Raw genomic sequence first — 18,312 nt, 5'->3', positions numbered from 1 at the left:
CGGCGCCCTCCGCTTCCAGGCCCGCTCCGTGTCGACGGTGATGGTCCCGTGGGACCGGGTGGTCACCGTCCCCCGCTCGGCGACGGTGGCCGAGCTCGAGCGGGTGGTGATGGACAGCGGCCACTCCCGGCTGCCGGTGGTGGACGAGGGCGACGAGGTGGTCGGGTTCGTCCACGCCAAGGACCTGCTGCGCCTCGGCCCGGAGCTGCGGGGCCGGCGCCTGCCCCACCGGCTGCTGCGGCGGATGGTCGTGAGCCCCGAGGACCGCACCCTGGAGCAGGTGCTGCGGGCCATGCGCCGGGCCCGGCTCCACTTCGCGCTGGTCGTCGACCGCGCCGGCGCGAAGGTCGGCGTCGTGACCCTGGAGGACGTGGTCGAGCAGCTGGTCGGGGCGATCCGGGACGAGACCGACCGCGAGGAGGAGCCGGCCCCGGCCCGCGGCCGGCGGTGACGTTCCACCACGACCGTCGCCGGGCCGGATCGTTCGGGGCCGACGCCGAGCGCTACGACCGGGCCCGCCCCGACTACCCGGCGGCGCTGTACGAGGACCTGGTGGCCGGCGGGCCCGGGCTGGTGCTCGACGTGGGCTGCGGCACCGGCAAGCTGGGCGGCCCGCTCGTCGAGCGGGGCTGCCGGGTGGTGGGCGTCGAGCCCGACCCCCGGATGGCGGCCGTCGCCCGGCGCCGGGGGATCGCGGTCGAGGTGGCGGCGTTCGAGGCCTGGGAGCCGGCCGGCCGGCGGTTCGACCTGCTGGTCGCCGGCCAGTCGTGGCACTGGATCGACCCGGAGGCGGGCGCGGCGCGGGCGGCCGAGGCGCTGCGGCCCGGCGGCCGGCTGGCGCTCGTGTGGAACGTCGGCCGGCACGACGACCGCACCGCCGACGCGTTCGACGCCGTCTACGTCCGCCTCGCGCCGCACCTCGTGGGCTCGGCGCCGAGGCCGGGCACGCCGAGCGGCGACGAGCTCCGCCCGTACGCCGACGCGCTCGTCGCCACCGGCGCCTTCGACCGGCCCGAGGAGCGCTCGTACCCGTGGCGGCGGACGTACACGACGGCCGAGTGGCTCGACCAGCTGGGCACCCACAGCGACCACCGCGTGCTCCCGGACGAGCAGCGCCAGGCCCTCCACGCCGCCGTGGGCGAGGCCGCCGACCGCCTCGGCGGCACGGTGCCGATGACCTACGACTGCGTCGTCCTCGCCACCAGCCGCCGGTAAGTGCTACGAGTAACACATGACGTCGGTCGGGATCAGGGAGCTGCGCCAACGCGCGAGCGAGCTGCTCCGCCGCGTCGAGGCCGGCGAGACGATCGAGGTCACCGATCGGGGCCGCCCGGTGGCGCTGCTCACTCCGGTGCCGTCCGAGCTGTCGCCCCTCGAACGGCTCGAGCTCGCCGGCGACGTGTCGGCGGGCTCCGGGAGGGTCGGCGACCTCCCCCCGCCGATCCCGCTCGAGGAGGGTGAGGAGGCGCCGTCGGCGGTCCTGGCCCGGCTTCGCGCCGATGAGCGGTGACCGGCCGACGTACCTCGACTCGTCGGCCATCGTGAAGCTCGTGCGGCTGGAGCCCGAGTCGGACGTGCTGCGACGCCACCTTCGCCGTCGCGGGCCGCTCGTCAGCAGCGGGCTGGCTCGTGTCGAGGTCGTCCGAGCGGTGGCCCTCGGGAGCCCGGCTCACGTCGGCGCCGCCCACGCGGTGCTCGACCGCCTGCGCCTGATCCGGGTGACCGACCGCGTCCTGGCGTCTGCCGCGACCCTCGGGCCGATGGACATCCGATCGCTCGACGCCATCCACCTCGCGACCGCAGCCCTGCTCGGGCCGACCCTCTCGTCGCTCGTGACCTACGACCGGCGCATGGCCGCTGCGGCCGAGGCGATGGGCCTGCGCGTGGCCGCGCCGGGGGCGACCGCCTAGGCGCCCATGGCGTGGTAGCCGCCGTCGACGTGGACGATCTCGGCGGTGGTCTTCGGGAACCAGTCCGACAGCAGCGCCACGCACGCCCTCGCCACCGCGTCCGGGTCGGTGATGTCCCAGCCGAGCGGCGCCCGGTCCGACCACACGTCCTCGAAGCGCTCGAAGCCGGGGATCGACCGGGCCGCCATCGTCCGCACCGGGCCGGCGGCCACGAGGTTGACCCGCACGCCCTTCGGCCCGAGCTCGCGGGCCAGGTAGCGCGACGTCGACTCCAGCGCCGCCTTCGCCACCCCCATCCAGTCGTAGGCCGGCCAGGCCACGGTGGCGTCGAAGTCGAGGCCGACGAGCGACCCGCCGCCGTCCATCAGCGGCACGACCACGTCGGCCAGCGACTTGAACGAGTAGGCCGAGATCTGGAGGGCGACGGCCACGTCCTCCCATGGCGCGTCGAGGAAGCCGCCGCCGAGGCAGGACGGGGGCGCGAACCCGATGGCGTGGAGGGCGCCGTCCACCCGCCCCCACCTCGACGCGAGGGCGTCGCGGACGGCCTCGACGTGGGCGGCCTGGGTGACGTCGAGCTCCAGCACGTCGGGCTCGGCCGGCAGCTTGCGGGCGGTCCGCCGGGTGAGCGACAGGCCCCGCCCGGCCCCGGTGAGCACGACCTCGGCGCCCTCCTCCTGGGCGAGGCGGGCGACCCCGAAGGCGAGGGACGCGTCGGTCAGCACGCCGGTGACGAGGATGCGCTTGCCGTCGAGGAGGGCCATGCCGGTCCGACCGGCGGGCGCCGCCGACCGTTACCCGCCCTCGTAACCGGTGTTGACAGATCAACGGTGACGTAGCTACGGTGGCGGCATGCCGAGCACGATGTCCCAGGTGGTCGTCGACGCCAACGACGCCCGCGCCCTCGCCCGCTTCTGGTCCGACGTCCTCGACTGGCCCGTGCACGACGAGAGCGGGGACGAGGTCGAGATCGAGGTGACCCCGCCCGAGGGGAGCGCCGGCGTCCCCCTGCTGTTCATCGAGGTGCCCGAGGGCAAGGCCGTGAAGAACCGCCTCCACATCGACCTCCGGCCCGACGACCAGGCCGCCGAGGTGGAGCGCATCCTCGCCCTGGGCGCCACCCGCGTCGACATCGGCCAGGGCGACGTGACGTGGGTGGTGCTGGCCGACCCCGAGGGGAACGAGTTCTGCGTCCTGCGCGGTCGCTGACCGGCGCCGACGGGCCTGCCCGTTAGGGTGGCGCCGTGCAGATCGGGGTGCTCGGAGGGACCGGTCCGGCGGGAGCGGCGCTCTCGGTGCGGCTCGCCTCCGTCGGCTACGACGTGGTGATCGGGTCCCGTTCCGCCGAGCGGGCCGCGGAGATCTGCGAGGACCTCGCCGGGAAGTGGCCGGGCCGGGAGCTGCGCCTCGCCGGCGCCGACAACGCCACGGCGGCCGGGGCCGACGTCGTCGTCGTCTCCACCCCGTGGGACGCGGCGGCGTCCACCGCGGCGTCGGTCGCCTCGTCGCTCGACGGCAAGGTCGTGATCTCGATCGCCAACGCCATCGCGAAGGTCGAGAACGAGCTCCAGCCGCTCCTCCTGCCCAGAGGCTCGGTCGCCGCCGGCGTGCAGGCGGCCCTGCCCGGTGCGCTCGTCGCCGCCACCCTGCACCACGTGCCGGCGAGGGAGCTGGGGGCCGTCGACGCGCCCGTCGAGGGCGACGTGCTCGTGTGCTCGGACCACCCGGAGGCGACGAAGCAGACGGCCGAGATCGTCGACCGCATCCCCGGCCTCCGGGCCCTCGACGCCGGGCGGCTGTCCAACGCGGCGGCGGTCGAGGCGTTCACGTCGGTGCTCCTCCAGCTGAACATCCGCTACAAGACGAGGGCCGCCGTCCGCTTCACCGGCATCCGCACGTGATCCGCCTGTACGACACGGCCGGGCGCACGGTCGTGCCCTTCGAGCCAGGGCCCACGGTCACCATGTACACGTGCGGCATCACGCCGTACGACGCCACCCACATCGGCCACGCCGCGACCTACGTCGCCTACGACGTGCTCCAGCGCCGCCTGCGGGACCTCGGGCACGACACCCGCTGCGTGCGCAACATCACCGACGTCGACGACGACATCCTCCGCAAGGCGCGGGAGCGGGGCGTCCACTACCTCGACCTCGCGGCCGCGGAGACGGCCAGGTTCGACGACGACATGCGCGCCCTCGGCCTGCTCCCGATGTTCAGCGAGCCCCGGGCGACCTCGGCCATCCCCGACATCCGCGGGTTCATCGGCATGGTGCTCGACCGCGGCCACGCCTACCGGTCGGGCGGGGGCGTCTACTTCGACGTCGGGTCCTTCGACCGCTTCGGCCAGGTCTCCCACCTCGGCCGCGAGGAGATGCTGGCGCTCGCCGCCGAGCGGGGCGGCAACGTCGGCGACCCCGACAAGCGCGACCCGCTCGACTTCGTGCTGTGGCAGCCGTCGGCCGAGGACGAGCCGGCGTGGGAGTCGCTGTGGGGGCCGGGCCGGCCGGGCTGGCACGTCGAGTGCTCGGCGCTCGCCCTGCGGGAGCTCGGCACGACCATCGACCTGCACGGCGGCGGCGCCGACCTGATCTTCCCGCACCACGAGTGCGAGGCGGCCCAGTCCGAGGCGGCCACCGGCGAGCCGTTCGTGCGCCACTGGATGCACCAGGCCATGGTCCGGATGCACGGCGAGAAGATGTCGAAGTCGCTCGGGAACCTCGTGTTCGTCAGCGACCTGCGCCAGGCGTGGGACCCGATGGCCATCCGGCTGGCCATCGTCGCCCACCACTACCGCGACTCGTGGGAGTGGGACGACGACCTGATGCCGGAGGCGGCCGAGCGGCTGGCGGCCTGGCGGGCGGCGGGGGAGGGCGACGGCGCCCTCGACGACGTGCGGTCCTGCCTCGACGCCGACCTCGACACCCCCGGCGCGGTCGCCGCCGTCGACCGGGCGGCCAAGGACGGCCGGGGCGTCTCGTCGGCCGCCGCGCTGCTCGGCGTCGCCCTGTCCTGACCGCCGGAATCCCGTCGGGGCGCCGCGACCGGCGCCGGTAGCCTCGGGCCGATGGCCGACCAGATCGTGATCTCGCTCCCCGACGGCTCCTCGCGAGAGATGCCGGCCGGGAGCACCGCCGCCGACCTGGCGGCCGCGATCGGCCCGCGCCTGGCCAAGGCGGCCGTGATCGCCACGATCGACGGCGAGGAGCGGGACCTGGGCACGCCGCTGCCCGACGGCGCGTCCGTCGCCATCGTCACGGACGGCTCGGAGCGGGGCCGCTACACGATCCGCCACTCGACGGCCCACGTGCTCGCCCAGGCCGTGCTCGACCTGTTCCCGGGGGCCACGTTCGGCATCGGGCCGCCCGTCGAGGACGGCTTCTACTACGACTTCCAGCTCCCCGACGGCCGGACGTTCACGCCCGAGGACCTCGACCGCATCGAGGCCCGCATGCGGGAGATCATCGCCGAGCGCCAGCCCTTCGTCCGCGACGAGATCCCGGACGACGAGGCCGAGCGGCTCTTCGCCGACCACCCGTTCAAGCTCGAGATCATCCGCGGCGCGGCCGAGGACCCGATGTCGGTGACGGAGCCGGGCATCGTCCGCACCTACGCCAACCCGCCGCGGTTCGTCGACCTCTGCCGCGGCCCGCACGTGCCGGACACGGGCCGCCTCGGCCACTTCAAGCTCATGCGGGTGGCCGGCGCCTACTGGCGGGGCGACGAGCGCAACCCCATGCTCCAGCGCATCTACGGGACGGCCTGGGAGTCCGACGCGGCGCTGAAGGAGCACCTGCACCGCCTGGAGGAGGCCGAGAAGCGCGACCACCGCCGGCTCGGCGTCGAGCTCGACCTGTTCCACTTCCCGCCCGAGGTCGGCGGCGGCCTGCCCCTGTTCCACCCCAAGGGCGGCCTCGTCCGCAAGCTCATGGAGGACTACTCGAAGGCCGAGCACGAGCGGGCCGGCTACTCCTTCGTGTGGACGCCGCACCTCGCCAAGTCGACCCTGTTCGAGATCTCCGGGCACCTCGACTGGTACGCCGACGGCATGTACCCGCCCATGGAGATGGAGGGGGCGACGTACTACCCGAAGCCCATGAACTGCCCGATGCACATGCTGATCTACAAGAGCCAGCAGCGGTCCTACCGCGACCTGCCGCTGCGCCTCTTCGAGTTCGGCACGGTGTACCGGTTCGAGCGCTCGGGCGTCGTCCACGGCCTCACGAGGGTGCGGGGCATCACCCAGGACGACAGCCACATCTTCTGCACGCCCGAGCAGCTGGAGGGCGAGCTGGCGTCGCTGCTCGCGTTCGTGCTGCGGCTGCTGCGCACGTTCGGCCTCCGGGAGTTCGAGGCCGAGCTGTCGACGCGGCCGGAGAAGTTCGTGGGCGAGCCCGAGGAGTGGGACGAGGCCACCGACGCCCTGCGCTACGCGCTGGAGCAGGCCGACGTGCCCTACGTCGTCGCCGAGGGCGAGGGCGCGTTCTACGCGCCGAAGATCGACGTGCACGTGCGCGACGCCATCGGCCGGCGCTGGCAGCTGTCGACCCTCCAGGTCGACTTCCAGCTCCCGCAGCGCTTCGACCTCGAGTTCGTCGGCGCCGACAACCAGCGGCACCGGCCGAGCGTCATCCACCGCGCCCTGTTCGGCTCCGTCGAGCGGTTCTTCGGCATCCTCCTCGAGCACTACGCCGGCGCGCTGCCGGTGTGGCTGTCGCCCGTGCAGGTGCGGGTGCTGCCGGTGCGGGACGGGCACGAGCCGTACGCGTCCCGGCTGGTCGACCGCCTGCGGGCCGAGGGGTTCCGGGCCGACTCGGTCGGCGCCGGCGAGCCGCTCGGCGGGCGCATCCGCTGGGCCAAGCTCGAGAAGATCCCGTACGTGCTGGTGGTCGGCGACGAGGACGCCGAGTCGGGCACGGCCGGCGTCAACCCCCGCGGCGGCGAGGTCGAGCGGGGCGTGCCGGTCGACGACTTCGTGGACCGCCTGCGGGCCGAGGTGACCGCCGAGGTGGCGGAGCCGCTCGCATGACGCCGGTCCTGCCGGTCCGCCCTGCGGCCGGGGCCGCGGCGGCGTCCGGCACCTGATGGCGCTCGAGCGGCTGTGGGCCGGCTGGCGGCTGGCCTACGTGACGTCGGCCGCCGACGAGCCGGCCGAGGACCCGGGCGACGACGGCTGCGTGTTCTGCCGGATCCTCGCGAGCGAGGAGCCCCCCGAGCGGACGTACGTGCTGTGGCGGGGCGAGCGGTGCGCGGCGCTGCTCAACGCCTACCCGTACTCGAGCGGGCACCTGATGGTCATGCCCCGCCGCCACGTCGCCGACCTGGAGGACCTGGCCCCCGACGAGGCGGCCGAGCTGTGGTCGGCGGTCACCGACGCCGTCCGGGCCATCAAGGCGGCCTACCGCCCGCACGGCCTGAACCTCGGCGTCAACCTCGGCCGCCCGGCCGGCGCCGGCGTGCCCGGCCACGTCCACGTCCACGCCGTGCCGAGGTGGGACGGCGACACCAACTTCATGACCGTCGCGGCGGAGACGAGGGTCCTCCCCGAGGCCCTGCCCGACACCTGGTCCCGCCTCCGCGCCGCCTGGCCGTCCTGACGACGGCGTATCGCCGGTATCACCTGAGCGCTCGCTACGGCAGTACGATAGTACGTGCCCGGATGGTGGGTCACGGGGTTTACGCGTTGAACGCTGGTGTGTCTCACAAGTACGACATCGTGAATCTACGGGCCGGGCCGTTCAGCTGCTTCACGTGTTCACTTGAGCAGCTATCGGTCGATTGCTTCGGGGGAGGTTACCGAATGAACGGGCAGGGGTTTGACTGGAACTCCTTTTCATCTGGGGTCAATCCACGCTTCTTGCTGCCGTTGAAGACCTTCCATTTCACTATTAGCTTTCTTCCGCTCTTCGCATCTGCAGCCGATCGCGAGAGGCTCGCGGGAAAGCTACTACACGCCGCCGCAGGTGTCGTGGAACCTCATCCATACTGCGAGTTGCGAAGTCTTCGGGCGGAGGTCGGGAGTGGGGTCACCGACGAGGCGCCGTGGGCTGTAATGGCGTTGGAGAACCCGATGTATGGATTTCTGATGAACCTGTACCGCGACCGGCTGGTATTGACAAAAGGGCGACACCAGATCCGGGAGTTGGTGGAAAGTCTGGACCTCATTCGGTCTGTGTTGTGGAACTTGTTCCCAACAGGCCCCGATGGGCAGTACGTCACCGCCGAGCACTCCCTGATCGCGATGGGATTCACTCCGACGCGCGTGACCGCCACTCTCAATCAGACGATCCATCTTGGTACACGCATCGGAAACGAAGCCGACGACGTGAAGAACCCAACAATCTTCGCTCGTCTAGCACGTATTGGGGACGATCCGAAGTTCAAAGCGGCGTTTGATGTCCTACAGATGGAGGACATCCTGCGCGGTGATATCAAGGTCGGGTTCAACAAAGAGGTTGCAGGCTCCACTCGACAGTGCTGGGTGACCTTTGAGGCGCCCTGGAACGTGACTCAGCGCGATATCGACATGAAGTTTGAGTTGTCGACAGGAGATAAGGACGCGCCATTGAGGCCCGTGGACCTGGCCGACCTCAGTGCCCCCGTCATGGGTTTCTATAAGAGTCTCATCCTGCAGCGATTCTTCCCGGCCCTGTTCGGGGATGTCAATGTAGCAGGCGGGATGCTGTAGTGAGTGGAGGAAATATCGAAAGGCTCGCTACATCTCCAGTTTTGCGCTTCGTACTCTCGACGGCTCCCTGGACCGGGGGAATTGCGACGCTCCTCTCGGACCGCGCCCTGGAGCGGAGGTTCCGGCGGATTGAAAGTTTCCTGTCATCGGTTAGTGATCGAGTGGACGAGATCGCGAACGCCGGGCATACGGTCGACGACCTTATGGTGGAGTCTGATGAGTTTCTCACCGTGTTCGAGTGGGCTATGGACGAGGCGGTTAAGACTGACGATGAGATCAAGCTTGAGTATCTTAGAAATTTCCTAGTTTCAAGTGCGCTCACGGTCCGCCCTGACTCCTCTGTCCGGAGAATGTTTTCGTCTTACGTGAGCCGGCTCGCTGGTTCCCACTTGGTGGCGTTGGTAGGTATTGCCAAAGCGCAAGCTGACATCGCGGAAAGCGACAGGTTGGGCAGGCACGAGATTCGCGGAAGAGTGCCGGTCACGGCGGACTTCGTTGCTGCGATGTTCGATCCTGTGTCGTCCCGGCTGGCTGTCGCGGTATGTGTGGACCTGTGCGGGATGGGATTGTTGGTTGATTGGGCCGACCTAGCCGAGGGGGGACGGCGCCAGCGGGGGTTCTCTGTAACGGAGACTGGGCGACTGTTCACGCGGTTCCTTGAGAGCTCGTGGACCACGGAACTGGTGTAGGTCACGAACACAGTGGGAGTTTGCACGCCGTGTGTTTGCTGGTAACTCGCGTGCTCACTAACTTCTGCGCCAGGAAAGCGGCTGGTGTCACACCGTGGGCATGAGCGACGAGCATCGGGACGAGCTGCCGGCGGACCTCGACGTCACCGCCGTCGCCGGGCCGTACACGTTCCCGAACAACAACCGGCGCCGGGTCGTCGGCACCGTCTACCTCGTCATCGCCGGGCTGTGCGCGGCCACCTGGGCGGTCACGAGGGGCGGCGACCCGGTGCTCGTGAACGGCGGCGTGCTCGTCGCCGCGGTCATCCTCGCCCTCGTCGCCGGCTACCACTTCCTCGCCGGCCAGGACACCGTGTTCGACGAGCGGGACGCGCTCGTCGCCGCCGTCCGCGAGGTCGGCTTCCCGGTCGGCCACGCCTCGGCCACGCTCGGCTGGCGGGGCCTGCGCAGCCGCCCGACCTGGCGCATCCTCCTCTACTCCGCCGACGAGCCGCCGACCAAGCGGGGCCTCGTGCTCGTCGACGCCGTCGACGGCGGCGTGCTCGAGCACTTCGTCGAGGACAACCCCGAGGACTGGTCGGACCTCGCCTGAACGGCGCGGAGCGTCAGCCGGACGGCGGCGTGATGGCCCCGACGGCGTCGCCGCCGAGCTCGGTGAACCACACCCGGCCGTCGCCCCCGGCCGTGATGCCGAACGGCAGGCTGTCGGGGGTGTGGATCGGGAACTCGGTGATCACCCCCGACGGCGTGATCCGCCCGATCTTCCCGGTGAACTGCTCGGTGAACCAGAGGTTCCCGTCCGAGCCGGTGACGATGCCGGCCGGCCCGCTGCGGGGGGTCGGGATGGGGAACTCCGTGATGTCGCCGTCGGGCGTGATCCGCCCGATCCGGTTGCCCTCGAACTCGGCGTACTCGGTGAACCAGACGTTGCCGTCGGGCCCGGCGGTGATCCCGTCCGGCCCGGAGCCGGGGGTCGGCACGAGGAACTCGGTGGCGACGCCGTCGGGCGTGATCCGGCCGACCCGGTCGTTGGCGGTGTACCAGAGGTTGCCGTCGGGGCCGGTCGTGATGGCGCTCGGGAACGTGTGCGGCGTCGGCAGGTGGAACTCGGTGAAGTGGCCGGACGGCGTGAGCCGGGCGATGTCGTTGACGAACTGCTCGACGACCCAGAGGTTGCCGTCGGGGCCGAGCGTGATGGCGGCCGGGTCGGCGTGCGGGCTCGGCGTCGAGAACTCGGTGATCCGGCCGGACGCGTCGATGCGGCCGACCTTGTCCCGCTGGCCGATCTCGGTGAACCACATGGCGTCGTCGGGGCCGGCGACGATGTCGGTCGGGTAGCTCGCCGGGGTCGGGATCCGGAACTCCGTGACCACGCCGTCCGGGGAGATGCGCCCGATCCGGTTGCCGGCGAACTCCGTGAACCACACCCGGCCACGGGGGCCGGCGGCGATGCCCTCGGGGACGCTCTGCGACCGCACCGGGTACTCCGTCAGCGAGCGGTACCCGGTGGCCAGCGCGGGGACGGCGAGGAGGACCGACAGGAGGGCGGCCGCCACCACGACGGTGCCCGGCCGGGCGAGTGCCCGGGCCTCGGCTCGAGACCGCGCCACGGGCGGCGATGGTACGCCAGCGACGGCCCGTGTGTCGGGCGGCCGTCCGGTGGGCACGTTTCGCGCCGTGGACACCGCACTGATCGTCATCCTCGTCATCCTCGCCGTGGTGGTGGTGGCCGCAGTCGTGTTCCTCGCCCGCCGCCGCAGCGCCCAGGCCGTCGAGCGCCAGCGGGCCGAAGCCGAGGAGCACCGCCGCATGGCGTACGCCAGCCAGCTCGAGGCGGAGCAGCAGGCGGGCGAGGCCCAGGCCCGCGCGGCCAGGGCCCGCCAGGAGCAGCTGGCCGCCGAGCAGCAGCGGGCCGAAGCCGAGCGGCAGGCCGCCGAGGCCCGCGACCTCCACGCCAAGGCCAACGAGATCGACCCCGACGTCCCCGACCCGGACGCCGAGGTCAACAACACCGACCGCCGCTAGCGCCGCCGGCGCCACCGGGGCCGTAGCCTCCGGAGGTGAGCGCCCCCGAGGACCACGTGGCCCGCAACCAGGCCCACTGGACCTCGATGGCGCCGGCGTACGCCGAGTACGGCCGGCGGGCGTGGGCGGCCGACGAGATCACCTGGGGCATCTGGAGCATCCCGGAGGACGACGCACGGCTGCTGCCGCCGGTCGACGGCACCGACGTCGTGGAGCTGGGCTGCGGCACGGGCTACGTGTCGGCCTGGCTCGCCCGCCGCGGTGCCCGCCCCGTCGGCGTGGACCCGACGGCCGCCCAGCTGGCGACGGCGGCCGCCCTCCAGGAAGAGTTCGGGGTCCGGTTCCCGCTGGTGCGGGCGGCGGGGGAGCGGGTGCCGCTGCGCGACGCGTCCTTCGACCTGGTCGTCAGCGAGTACGGCGCCGCCATCTGGGCCGACCCGTACCGGTGGATCCCCGAGGCGGCCCGCCTCCTCCGGCCCGGCGGCCGGCTGGTGTTCCTCGGCAACGCCCCGCTCCTCATGCTCTGCGTGCCCGACGAGGACGACGTGCCCGCCGACCGCACGCTGAAGCGGCCCTACTTCGACATGTGCCGGGTCGAGTGGCCCGGCGACGCGTCCGTCGAGTTCCACCTGCCCCACGGCGAGTGGGTCCGGCTCCTGCGGGAGTGCGGGTTCGAGATCGAGGCGCTGGCCGAGCTGCGGCCGCCGGCCACGGCGACCACCGGCTTCCCGTTCGTCACCCTGGACTGGGCCCGCCAGTGGCCCACCGAGGACGTCTGGGTCGCCCGCCGCCGCTGAGGAGCGCCACCGGCTACGCCACCGGCCGGCCGGCGCCTACTCCAGCTCCACCGGCCGGCCCCGGACGGCGGACAAGGTCGCCTGGGCGTCGTGCAGCCGGGCCCGGCCCGTCCGCACCGCCTCCCTGAGCAGGTCGAGCGCCGTCACCTCCCGGCCCGTGCCGGCGACCACGCCCGTGCGCCGCCAGTCCTCCGCAGCCACCTCGCCGGCCATCGACGCCAGGGCCTCGGCCGCGGCGGCCAGCTCGCCGAGCACGCCCTCGGTCGTCCGGCTGCCGCCGACCGGGACCGGCGCGCGGTCGGCCTCGGCCGCCGCGCCCGCCGGCACGTCCGGCCGGTCGGCGCTCGCCACCAGGCGGACGGCGTCGGCCACCAGCCGGAACGTCGCGGCGGCGTCGGCGGCGGCGTCGAGCGCCGACCGCCCATCCGGGCCGGGCCGGTGGGCGAGGTCGTCGGGCCGCTCGTCCTCGTCGAGGGCGGCGAGCAGCGCCCGGAACCGCCGGGGGTAGGAGCGCAGGGCGACGGTCGCGTCCGGCGGCCACACCGACGACAGCCACTCGTCGCCCACTGGCCTACTCCTCGTCCGCGCGCTTCACCTTGTCGACGAGGTGGGCGGGCATCAGGTCGTAGTGGTCGTGGCGGGCCGTGAACCGGCCGCGGCCGCCGGTCATCGACCGCAGGTCGATGGCGTAGCGCATGATCTCCGAGGTCGGGACCATGGCCGTGATGACCTGCTCGCCGTCGCCGGCCGGCTCGGTGCCCTGCACCCGGCCCCTGCGGGCGTTCAGGTCGCCCATCACGTCGCCCTGGTACTCGGCCGGGACCGTGACCTCGAGGAGCGAGATCGGCTCCAGCAGGACCGGCCCGGCCTTGGCCATGGCCTCCTTGAACCCGATGCGCCCGGCCGTCTTGAAGCTCATCTCGGACGAGTCGACCGGGTGGTACTTGCCGTCGAAGCAGGTGACCCGGACGTCGACGACCGGGTAGCCGAACACGCCGCCCTGGCCCATCGTGTCCTCGACGCCCTTCTGCACGGCCGGGATGAACTGGCGGGGGATGGCGCCGCCGACGATCTGGTCGACGAACTCGAACCCGCCGCCCCGCTCCAGCGGCTCGACCCGCAGCCAGGCGACGCCGAACTGGCCGTGCCCGCCGGACTGCTTCTTGTACTTGCCCTCGGCCTCGGCCTTGCCCGTGATCGTCTCCCGGTAGGGGACCCGCACGTCCTGGGTGGCGACCTCCACGCCGAACTTCCTGGCCAGCTTCTCCAGGGCGATGGTGAGGTGGGTCTCGCCCGTCCCCCGCAGGAGCGTCTGCCTGGTCTCCTCGTTGCGCTCGACGACGAGCGCCGGGTCCTCCTCCTGGAGGCGGTGGAGGGCGTTGGCGAGCTTGTCCTCGTCGGCCTGGGTGCGGGCGACGATGGCGACCGACAGGACGGGGTCGGGCCGCTCGAACCCGGGGACCCGCACGGGCGTGCCCTTGGGGGCGAGGGTGTCGCCGGTGGCGGTGGAGGAGAGCTTGGCGACGGCGGCGATGTCGCCGGCGACGACCTCGGGGACGCCCTCCTGCTCCTTCCCCCGCAGGGTGAACAGCCCGTGGAGGCGCTCGTCGGCGCCGCTGCGGGTGTTGGTGAGGTGGGCGTCGGGCCGGATCGTGCCCGAGAGCACCTTGAACATCGAGATCTGGCCGACGTAGGGGTCGGCCACGGTCTTGAACACGAACGCCAGCGGGTCGCCGCTCGGGTCGGGCTTGACCTCGACGGCCTGGTCGCCGGCGGTGACCTCGACGGGCGGGCGGTCGGTGGGCGACGGGCCGATCTCGCACACGAGGTCGGCGAGGCGGTCGATGCCGATCCCGGTGGTGGCCGAGCCGCACACGACCGGGAAGACGCTGGCGCCGGCGACGCCGAGGGCGAGCGTGCGCTCGAGCTCCTCGGAGGACGGGACGTCGCCCTCCAGGTAGCGCTCGAGGAGCGTGTCGTCGGCGACGACGATGCCCTCGACCAGGCTGTCCCTCACCTGGTGCTCCTGCTCCTCCATGTCGCCCGGGATCGGCCCGGCGTCGACCTTGCCGCCGTCGTACACGTAGGCCCGGTCGGTGAGCAGGTCGGCGACGCCCCGGAACGAGGTCTCCTCGCCGATCGGGAGCTCGAGGGGGGCGATCCCGGCGCCGAACCGGTCGATGAGCTGGTCGAGGGTGCGCTGGAACGACGCCCGCTCCCGGTCGAGCTTGTTGACGAACACCATCCGGGGGATGCCGATGGCGGTGGCCGCCTTCCAGATGACCTCGGTCTGGACCTCGACGCCCTCGACGGCGCTCACGACGAAGACGGCCAGGTCGGCGACCCGCAGGGCGGCGTGCACGTCGCCGATGAAGTCGGCGTAGCCCGGCGTGTCGAGCAGGTTGACCTTGTGCCCCTTCCACTCGAACGGCGCGAGCGCGAGGGACAGGGACAGCCCCCGCTTCTGCTCCTCCGGGTCGAAGTCGGTCACGGTGGTGCCGTCCTCGACCCGGCCCATGCGGTTCGTGACGCCGGCGCAGTGCAGCAGGGACTCGGCCAGCGTGGTCTTCCCCGCGCCGCCGTGCCCCACCAGCACCACGTTGCGGACCTTGCCGGCCGGGAAGCTCTTCACGCGCCAACCCCCTGCGTCGTTCGTCGGGAGCGCCAGCCTAGACCCCACCCCGCGCCCGAACCGCCCGACGGCCAGGGGTCCTGTCACACCCCGCTGGTAGGTTCGACGGCCAGTGACCGAGCTCGACCACGACCAGGTCGGCGCCGTCGGCAACGGCGCCGGGCAGGTGCCCCTCGGGCCCCGCCGCCTGGAGCCGCGCCACCTGCCGGACCTCGACGCGGCGGCGCTCCCCGACAGCGTCGCCTACCGGGTCAAGAACAAGCTCCTCGGGCCGCCGCTGCACACCGACCAGCTGGCCCACGAGCGCCTCGGCAAGCCGACGGCGCTGGCCGTGTTCGCGTCGGACAACCTGTCGTCGTCGGCCTACGCCACCGAGGAGATCCTGCGGGTCCTCGTACCGGTCATCGGCCTGGCCGCCTTCTCCCTCGTCCTGCCCATCACGATCGCCATGCTGGTCGTGCTGGCCCTGCTGATCGTGTCGTACCGGCAGACGATCAAGGCCTATCCCTCGGCCGGCGGCGCCTACGTCGTCACGAAGGACAACTTCGGCATCATCCCGGCCCAGGTCGCCGGCGTGTCCCTGCTGGTCGGCTACGTGCTGACGGTCGCCGTGTCGGTGGCCGCCGGCAGCGCCGCGCTCGCCTCGGCCGCCCACCCCCTCATCGCCTGGCGGGTGCCGATCGCGCTGTTCTTCATCGCGCTGATCCTGTTCGGGAACCTGCGGGGGGTGCGCGAGTCGGGGAAGGTCTTCGCCGTCCCCACCTACTTCTTCATCGCCAACATGGCGGTGCTGCTCGGCGTGGGGCTGTTCCGCTGGGGCTTCGGCGACCTCCCGCAGGGCGAGAGCGGCGTTGAGGGCATGCTCGAGCTGGGCGACGGCGCCGGCACCGGCCTGCTGTTCGGGGCGTCGCTGTTCATCGTGCTCCGGGCCTTCGCCTCCGGGGGTTCCGCGGTGACCGGCGTCGAGGCCATCTCGAACGGCGTCCCCGCCTTCCGGGCGCCCGAGTGGCGCAACGCCCGCACCACGCTCGTCATCATGGGCTCGGCCCTCGGCGTCATGTTCTTCGGCCTCTCCGCCCTGGCCGCCCACCTCCACACGATCCCGTTCGAGGAGGGCAGCCCCACCGTCATCGCCCAGATCGGCAAGCTGGTCTACAGCGACACGGCCCTCGGCCACGTCGGCTTCTACGCGCTCCAGACGGGGACGGTCCTGATCCTCGTCCTCGCCGCCAACACGTCCTACGCGGACTTCCCCCGGCTGGCGTCGTTCGCCGCCGGCGACAACTTCCTGCCCCGCCAGCTGACCAAGCGGGGTCACCGGCTGGTGTTCTCGAACGGGATGATCGCCCTGTCGGCGGTGTCGGCCGTGCTGGTCGTGGCCACCGACGCCCGGGTCGAGCGGCTGATCCCGCTCTACGCCATCGGGGTGTTCACGTCGTTCACGATGTCCCAGGCCGGCATGGCCCGCCACCACGTGCGGATCAAGGAGCAGGGCTGGCGGTGGGGCCTGTTCGTCAACGCCGTCGGCGGGGTGATCTCGTTCACGGTCGCGCTGATCCTCGGCCTGACGCAGTTCACGAGGGGCGCCTGGGTGGTGATCGTGCTGGTCCCGGCCGTCGTCGCCCTGCTCGTCCGGCTGAACCGGCAGTACACGGCGGAGGACGCGGAGCTGGAGCGGGACGCGCCGAAGGCGGCCGAGGCGCCGATCCTCCGCCGCCACGTGGTGCTGGTATTCGTCGGCAACCTCGACCTCGCCGCCGCCCGGGCGATCCAGTACGCCCGCACGCTCGCGCCCGACGAGCTCGGCGCCGTCCACATCGCCGTCGACCTGGCCAGGGCGAAGGACCTGGCCACGACGTGGCGACGGCTGGGCCTCGCCGCCCTGCCCCTCCAGATCGTCGACTGCCCGGACCGCCGCCTCGCCCGCCGGGCGCTCGAGGTGGTCGCCGAGTACCTGGCCGACGGCCAGACGGAGGTCACCATCCTGATCCCGCGGCGGCGGTTCAAGGGGCTGTGGCACCGGGTGCTGCACGACCGGACCTCCGACGAGCTGGAGGAGGTCCTCTCCACCCTGCCCCACGCCAACGTCACGATCGTCCCGTACCACGTCGGCCGGGCCGCGCCCGACGCCGCCGTGCACCACGCGGCCAAGGCGATGGTCCAGGTCAAGGCGGCCGACCAGGCGGCCACCGTCGGCGGGGGCGGCACGGGGCCGGCCGTCACCCGCGACGGGCTGGCGCCGATCTCGTCGGTCACGTTCCGCCAGCGGGTCAGGGTCGGCGGGCGGGTGCAGTCCGTCCGGGTCCAGCCCTGGGGGTCGGCCCCCACGCTCGAGTGCACGGTCGACGACGGCACCGGCCGGCTGCTGATCGTGTTCCTCGGCCGCCGGCACGTGCCCGGCGTGGAGCCGGGGACCAAGCTGGTCGTCGAGGGCGTGGTCGGGGAGCACCGGGGCCGGATCGCCGTCCTCAACCCCCGCTACGAGCTGGTGGCGCCGCCCGGCGACTGAGTCGCCATCCATGGGAAGGGTCCGGGGCCGCTGGTAGTTTCACCAGAGGACCCACCCCCTGGACCGGGAGCGCCCGATGTTCGACGGACGGTGGCGGACGAGCTTCGAGCGGGGCCTGCGCCCCGTCGGCACCAACATCCGCCGCACCGGCCTGACGGCCGATCACCTCACCGCCAGCGGCCTGGTGCTCGCGGTCGGCGCATCGATCGCCATCGCCAACGGCGCCCTGCGGGCCGGCCTGCTGCTGCTCGTGCTGTGCGCCGTGCCGGACATGCTCGACGGCGCCGTGGCCAAGGCGTCGGGCACGGCGTCGCCGAGAGGCGCCTTCTTCGACTCGGTGGCCGACCGGGTCACCGACGCCTTGCTGTTCGGCGGCGTCGCCTGGTTCCTCGCCTCCCGCGACGGCGGCCACATGGCCGTCCTCCCGCTCGCCGTGCTGGCCGCCTCGATGCTGATCTCCTACGAGCGGGCCAAAGCCGAGTCGCTCGGGTTCGAGGCGAGAGGCGGCCTGATGGAGCGGGCCGAGCGGATCATCCTGCTCGCCCTCGGCCTCCTGTTCGACTCGGTGCTGGCCGTCGTGCTGGCCGTGATGCTGGTGCTCACCCTGGTCACGGCCGTGCAGCGGTTCGTGAAGGTCTGGCGCCAGGCGTCGGTCCCCCGGCCGGCGCCCGAGGTGCCGAGCCGCTGGCGCCGGCGCACGGCGCGGACGACCACCAGGGCCTGGCGGCGCCGCAGCAGCCCCGAGCTGCGGGCCCGCTGGCGCCGCTGACCCCGCCCGCCCGCCGCCCGTCGCGCCCGGCGGTGCGCCGACCCCCCACGTCCCCCGCCCCCGCCCGCGCGGGCGCAGGCCGTCCGGCGCGGGTCCGCCCGGCCGGCCCGGGCGCGGGCGCACACCGTCCGGCGCGGCTCCGCCCGGCCGGCCCGGGCGTGGGCGCCCGCCGCTCGACGGCCCCCTGCCCGGCGGTCCCGGGCCCGGGCCGGGCCGGAGCGGCCTGATGGCCAGCCGGTCCCTGCTCGCCTACCAGGCCGGGTCGGCCGTCGGCCGGGCCCTGCCCTGGCCGG

Annotated in this window: 20 protein-coding genes; 16 read left to right on the top strand and 4 right to left on the bottom strand. The window is 72.7% G+C overall.

The genetic code is table 11. From position 1 onward, the window contains the following. The 4 genes from VGB14_19615 to VGB14_19600 all read left to right on the top strand — a co-directional run. Positions 1-451 (top strand): CBS domain-containing protein (locus VGB14_19615; protein ID HEX9995142.1); only part of this gene is annotated, 451 nt, incomplete at its 5' end. Next, the gene (locus VGB14_19610; protein ID HEX9995141.1) at positions 448-1,215 is read left to right on the top strand and encodes a class I SAM-dependent methyltransferase; all 768 of its coding nucleotides are present in this window, start codon (positions 448-450) and stop codon (positions 1,213-1,215) included. The genes VGB14_19615 and VGB14_19610, both read left to right, overlap by 4 nt. Positions 1,216-1,231: 16 nt before the next feature. Further along, positions 1,232-1,510, top strand: coding sequence for a type II toxin-antitoxin system prevent-host-death family antitoxin (locus VGB14_19605; protein ID HEX9995140.1), 279 nt, complete (start codon positions 1,232-1,234; stop codon positions 1,508-1,510). Beyond that, positions 1,500-1,910, top strand: a complete 411-nt coding sequence (locus tag VGB14_19600) for a type II toxin-antitoxin system VapC family toxin (protein HEX9995139.1) — start codon at positions 1,500-1,502, stop codon at positions 1,908-1,910. The genes VGB14_19605 and VGB14_19600 overlap by 11 nt, the downstream gene beginning before the upstream one ends. Here VGB14_19600 and fabI read toward each other — a convergent pair. Further along, positions 1,907-2,674 carry an enoyl-ACP reductase FabI gene (gene fabI, locus VGB14_19595; GenBank protein HEX9995138.1) on the bottom strand — a complete coding sequence of 256 codons (768 nt, stop codon included), beginning with the start codon at positions 2,672-2,674 and terminating at the stop codon, positions 1,907-1,909. The genes VGB14_19600 and fabI overlap by 4 nt on opposite strands. Positions 2,675-2,762: 88 nt before the next feature. Here fabI and VGB14_19590 point away from each other — a divergent pair, with 88 nt between their 5' ends. The 8 genes from VGB14_19590 (at position 2,763) to VGB14_19555 (ending at position 9,879) form a co-directional block, all read left to right on the top strand. Next, positions 2,763-3,119, top strand: a complete 357-nt coding sequence (locus tag VGB14_19590; protein HEX9995137.1) for a VOC family protein — start codon at positions 2,763-2,765, stop codon at positions 3,117-3,119. Positions 3,120-3,154: 35 nt separating this feature from the next. Continuing rightward, positions 3,155-3,811 (top strand): NADPH-dependent F420 reductase, encoded by a 657-nt coding sequence (gene npdG / locus VGB14_19585; protein HEX9995136.1) that lies wholly within the window; start codon positions 3,155-3,157, stop codon positions 3,809-3,811. Further along, positions 3,808-4,926, top strand: a complete 1,119-nt coding sequence (gene cysS, locus VGB14_19580) for a cysteine--tRNA ligase (GenBank protein HEX9995135.1) — start codon at positions 3,808-3,810, stop codon at positions 4,924-4,926. The genes npdG and cysS overlap by 4 nt, the downstream gene beginning before the upstream one ends. A 51-nt stretch (positions 4,927-4,977) precedes the next feature. Beyond that, entirely contained in the window at positions 4,978-6,939 is a 1,962-nt protein-coding gene (thrS, locus tag VGB14_19575; GenBank protein HEX9995134.1) for a threonine--tRNA ligase, read from the top strand. A 55-nt stretch (positions 6,940-6,994) separates the two neighbouring features. Next, the gene (locus VGB14_19570; GenBank protein HEX9995133.1) at positions 6,995-7,507 is read left to right on the top strand and encodes an HIT domain-containing protein; all 513 of its coding nucleotides are present in this window, start codon (positions 6,995-6,997) and stop codon (positions 7,505-7,507) included. A gap of 203 nt (positions 7,508-7,710) precedes the next feature. Continuing rightward, complete coding sequence (locus VGB14_19565) at positions 7,711-8,598, top strand: hypothetical protein (protein HEX9995132.1); 888 nt, start codon at positions 7,711-7,713, stop codon at positions 8,596-8,598. Positions 8,599-8,759: 161 nt separating this feature from the next. Next, positions 8,760-9,287 (top strand): hypothetical protein, encoded by a 528-nt coding sequence (locus VGB14_19560; GenBank protein ID HEX9995131.1) that lies wholly within the window; start codon positions 8,760-8,762, stop codon positions 9,285-9,287. Between the two features lie 100 nt (positions 9,288-9,387). Continuing rightward, entirely contained in the window at positions 9,388-9,879 is a 492-nt protein-coding gene (locus VGB14_19555) for a hypothetical protein (GenBank protein HEX9995130.1), read from the top strand. Positions 9,880-9,892: 13 nt separating this feature from the next. On the opposite strand, the gene VGB14_19550 is transcribed toward VGB14_19555, so the two are convergent. Then, entirely contained in the window at positions 9,893-10,897 is a 1,005-nt protein-coding gene (locus VGB14_19550) for a hypothetical protein (GenBank protein HEX9995129.1), read from the bottom strand. Between the two features lie 67 nt (positions 10,898-10,964). On the opposite strand from VGB14_19550, the gene VGB14_19545 reads away from it, so the two are divergent. Continuing rightward, positions 10,965-11,312 carry a hypothetical protein gene (locus VGB14_19545; GenBank protein HEX9995128.1) on the top strand — a complete coding sequence of 116 codons (348 nt, stop codon included), beginning with the start codon at positions 10,965-10,967 and terminating at the stop codon, positions 11,310-11,312. 35 nt (positions 11,313-11,347) lie between these two features. Further along, positions 11,348-12,109, top strand: coding sequence for a class I SAM-dependent methyltransferase (locus VGB14_19540; GenBank protein ID HEX9995127.1), 762 nt, complete (start codon positions 11,348-11,350; stop codon positions 12,107-12,109). Positions 12,110-12,145: 36 nt separating this feature from the next. Here the strand turns inward: VGB14_19540 and VGB14_19535 are convergent, their stop codons facing one another. Continuing rightward, the gene (locus VGB14_19535; protein HEX9995126.1) at positions 12,146-12,676 is read right to left on the bottom strand and encodes a hypothetical protein; all 531 of its coding nucleotides are present in this window, start codon (positions 12,674-12,676) and stop codon (positions 12,146-12,148) included. Positions 12,677-12,680: 4 nt separating this feature from the next. Continuing rightward, positions 12,681-14,741, bottom strand: coding sequence for an elongation factor G (gene fusA / locus VGB14_19530; protein ID HEX9995125.1), 2,061 nt, complete (start codon positions 14,739-14,741; stop codon positions 12,681-12,683). Positions 14,742-14,853: 112 nt separating this feature from the next. Here fusA and VGB14_19525 point away from each other — a divergent pair, with 112 nt between their 5' ends. Both VGB14_19525 and VGB14_19520 read left to right on the top strand, forming a co-directional pair. Next, positions 14,854-17,250, top strand: a complete 2,397-nt coding sequence (locus tag VGB14_19525) for an amino acid permease (protein ID HEX9995124.1) — start codon at positions 14,854-14,856, stop codon at positions 17,248-17,250. A 76-nt stretch (positions 17,251-17,326) separates the two neighbouring features. Beyond that, entirely contained in the window at positions 17,327-18,019 is a 693-nt protein-coding gene (locus VGB14_19520) for a CDP-alcohol phosphatidyltransferase family protein (GenBank protein HEX9995123.1), read from the top strand. Positions 18,020-18,312 lie beyond the last annotated feature (293 nt).

The sequence above is a fragment of the Acidimicrobiales bacterium genome (assembly GCA_036399815.1).
In the GTDB taxonomy this organism is placed as follows: domain Bacteria; phylum Actinomycetota; class Acidimicrobiia; order Acidimicrobiales; family DASWMK01; genus DASWMK01.
This window is presented reverse-complemented; position numbering and strand designations above follow the sequence as displayed.

Coding starts and splice junctions, on each gene's coding strand:
- VGB14_19605 (HEX9995140.1), top strand. CDS start 1,232: ATGACGTCGGTCGGGATCAGGGAGCTGCGCCAACGCGCGAGCGAGCTG.
- VGB14_19565 (HEX9995132.1), top strand. CDS start 7,711: ATGAACGGGCAGGGGTTTGACTGGAACTCCTTTTCATCTGGGGTCAAT.
- VGB14_19600 (HEX9995139.1), top strand. CDS start 1,500: ATGAGCGGTGACCGGCCGACGTACCTCGACTCGTCGGCCATCGTGAAG.
- fabI (HEX9995138.1), bottom strand. CDS start 2,674: ATGGCCCTCCTCGACGGCAAGCGCATCCTCGTCACCGGCGTGCTGACC.
- VGB14_19590 (HEX9995137.1), top strand. CDS start 2,763: ATGCCGAGCACGATGTCCCAGGTGGTCGTCGACGCCAACGACGCCCGC.
- thrS (HEX9995134.1), top strand. CDS start 4,978: ATGGCCGACCAGATCGTGATCTCGCTCCCCGACGGCTCCTCGCGAGAG.
- VGB14_19520 (HEX9995123.1), top strand. CDS start 17,327: ATGTTCGACGGACGGTGGCGGACGAGCTTCGAGCGGGGCCTGCGCCCC.
- VGB14_19570 (HEX9995133.1), top strand. CDS start 6,995: ATGGCGCTCGAGCGGCTGTGGGCCGGCTGGCGGCTGGCCTACGTGACG.
- VGB14_19555 (HEX9995130.1), top strand. CDS start 9,388: ATGAGCGACGAGCATCGGGACGAGCTGCCGGCGGACCTCGACGTCACC.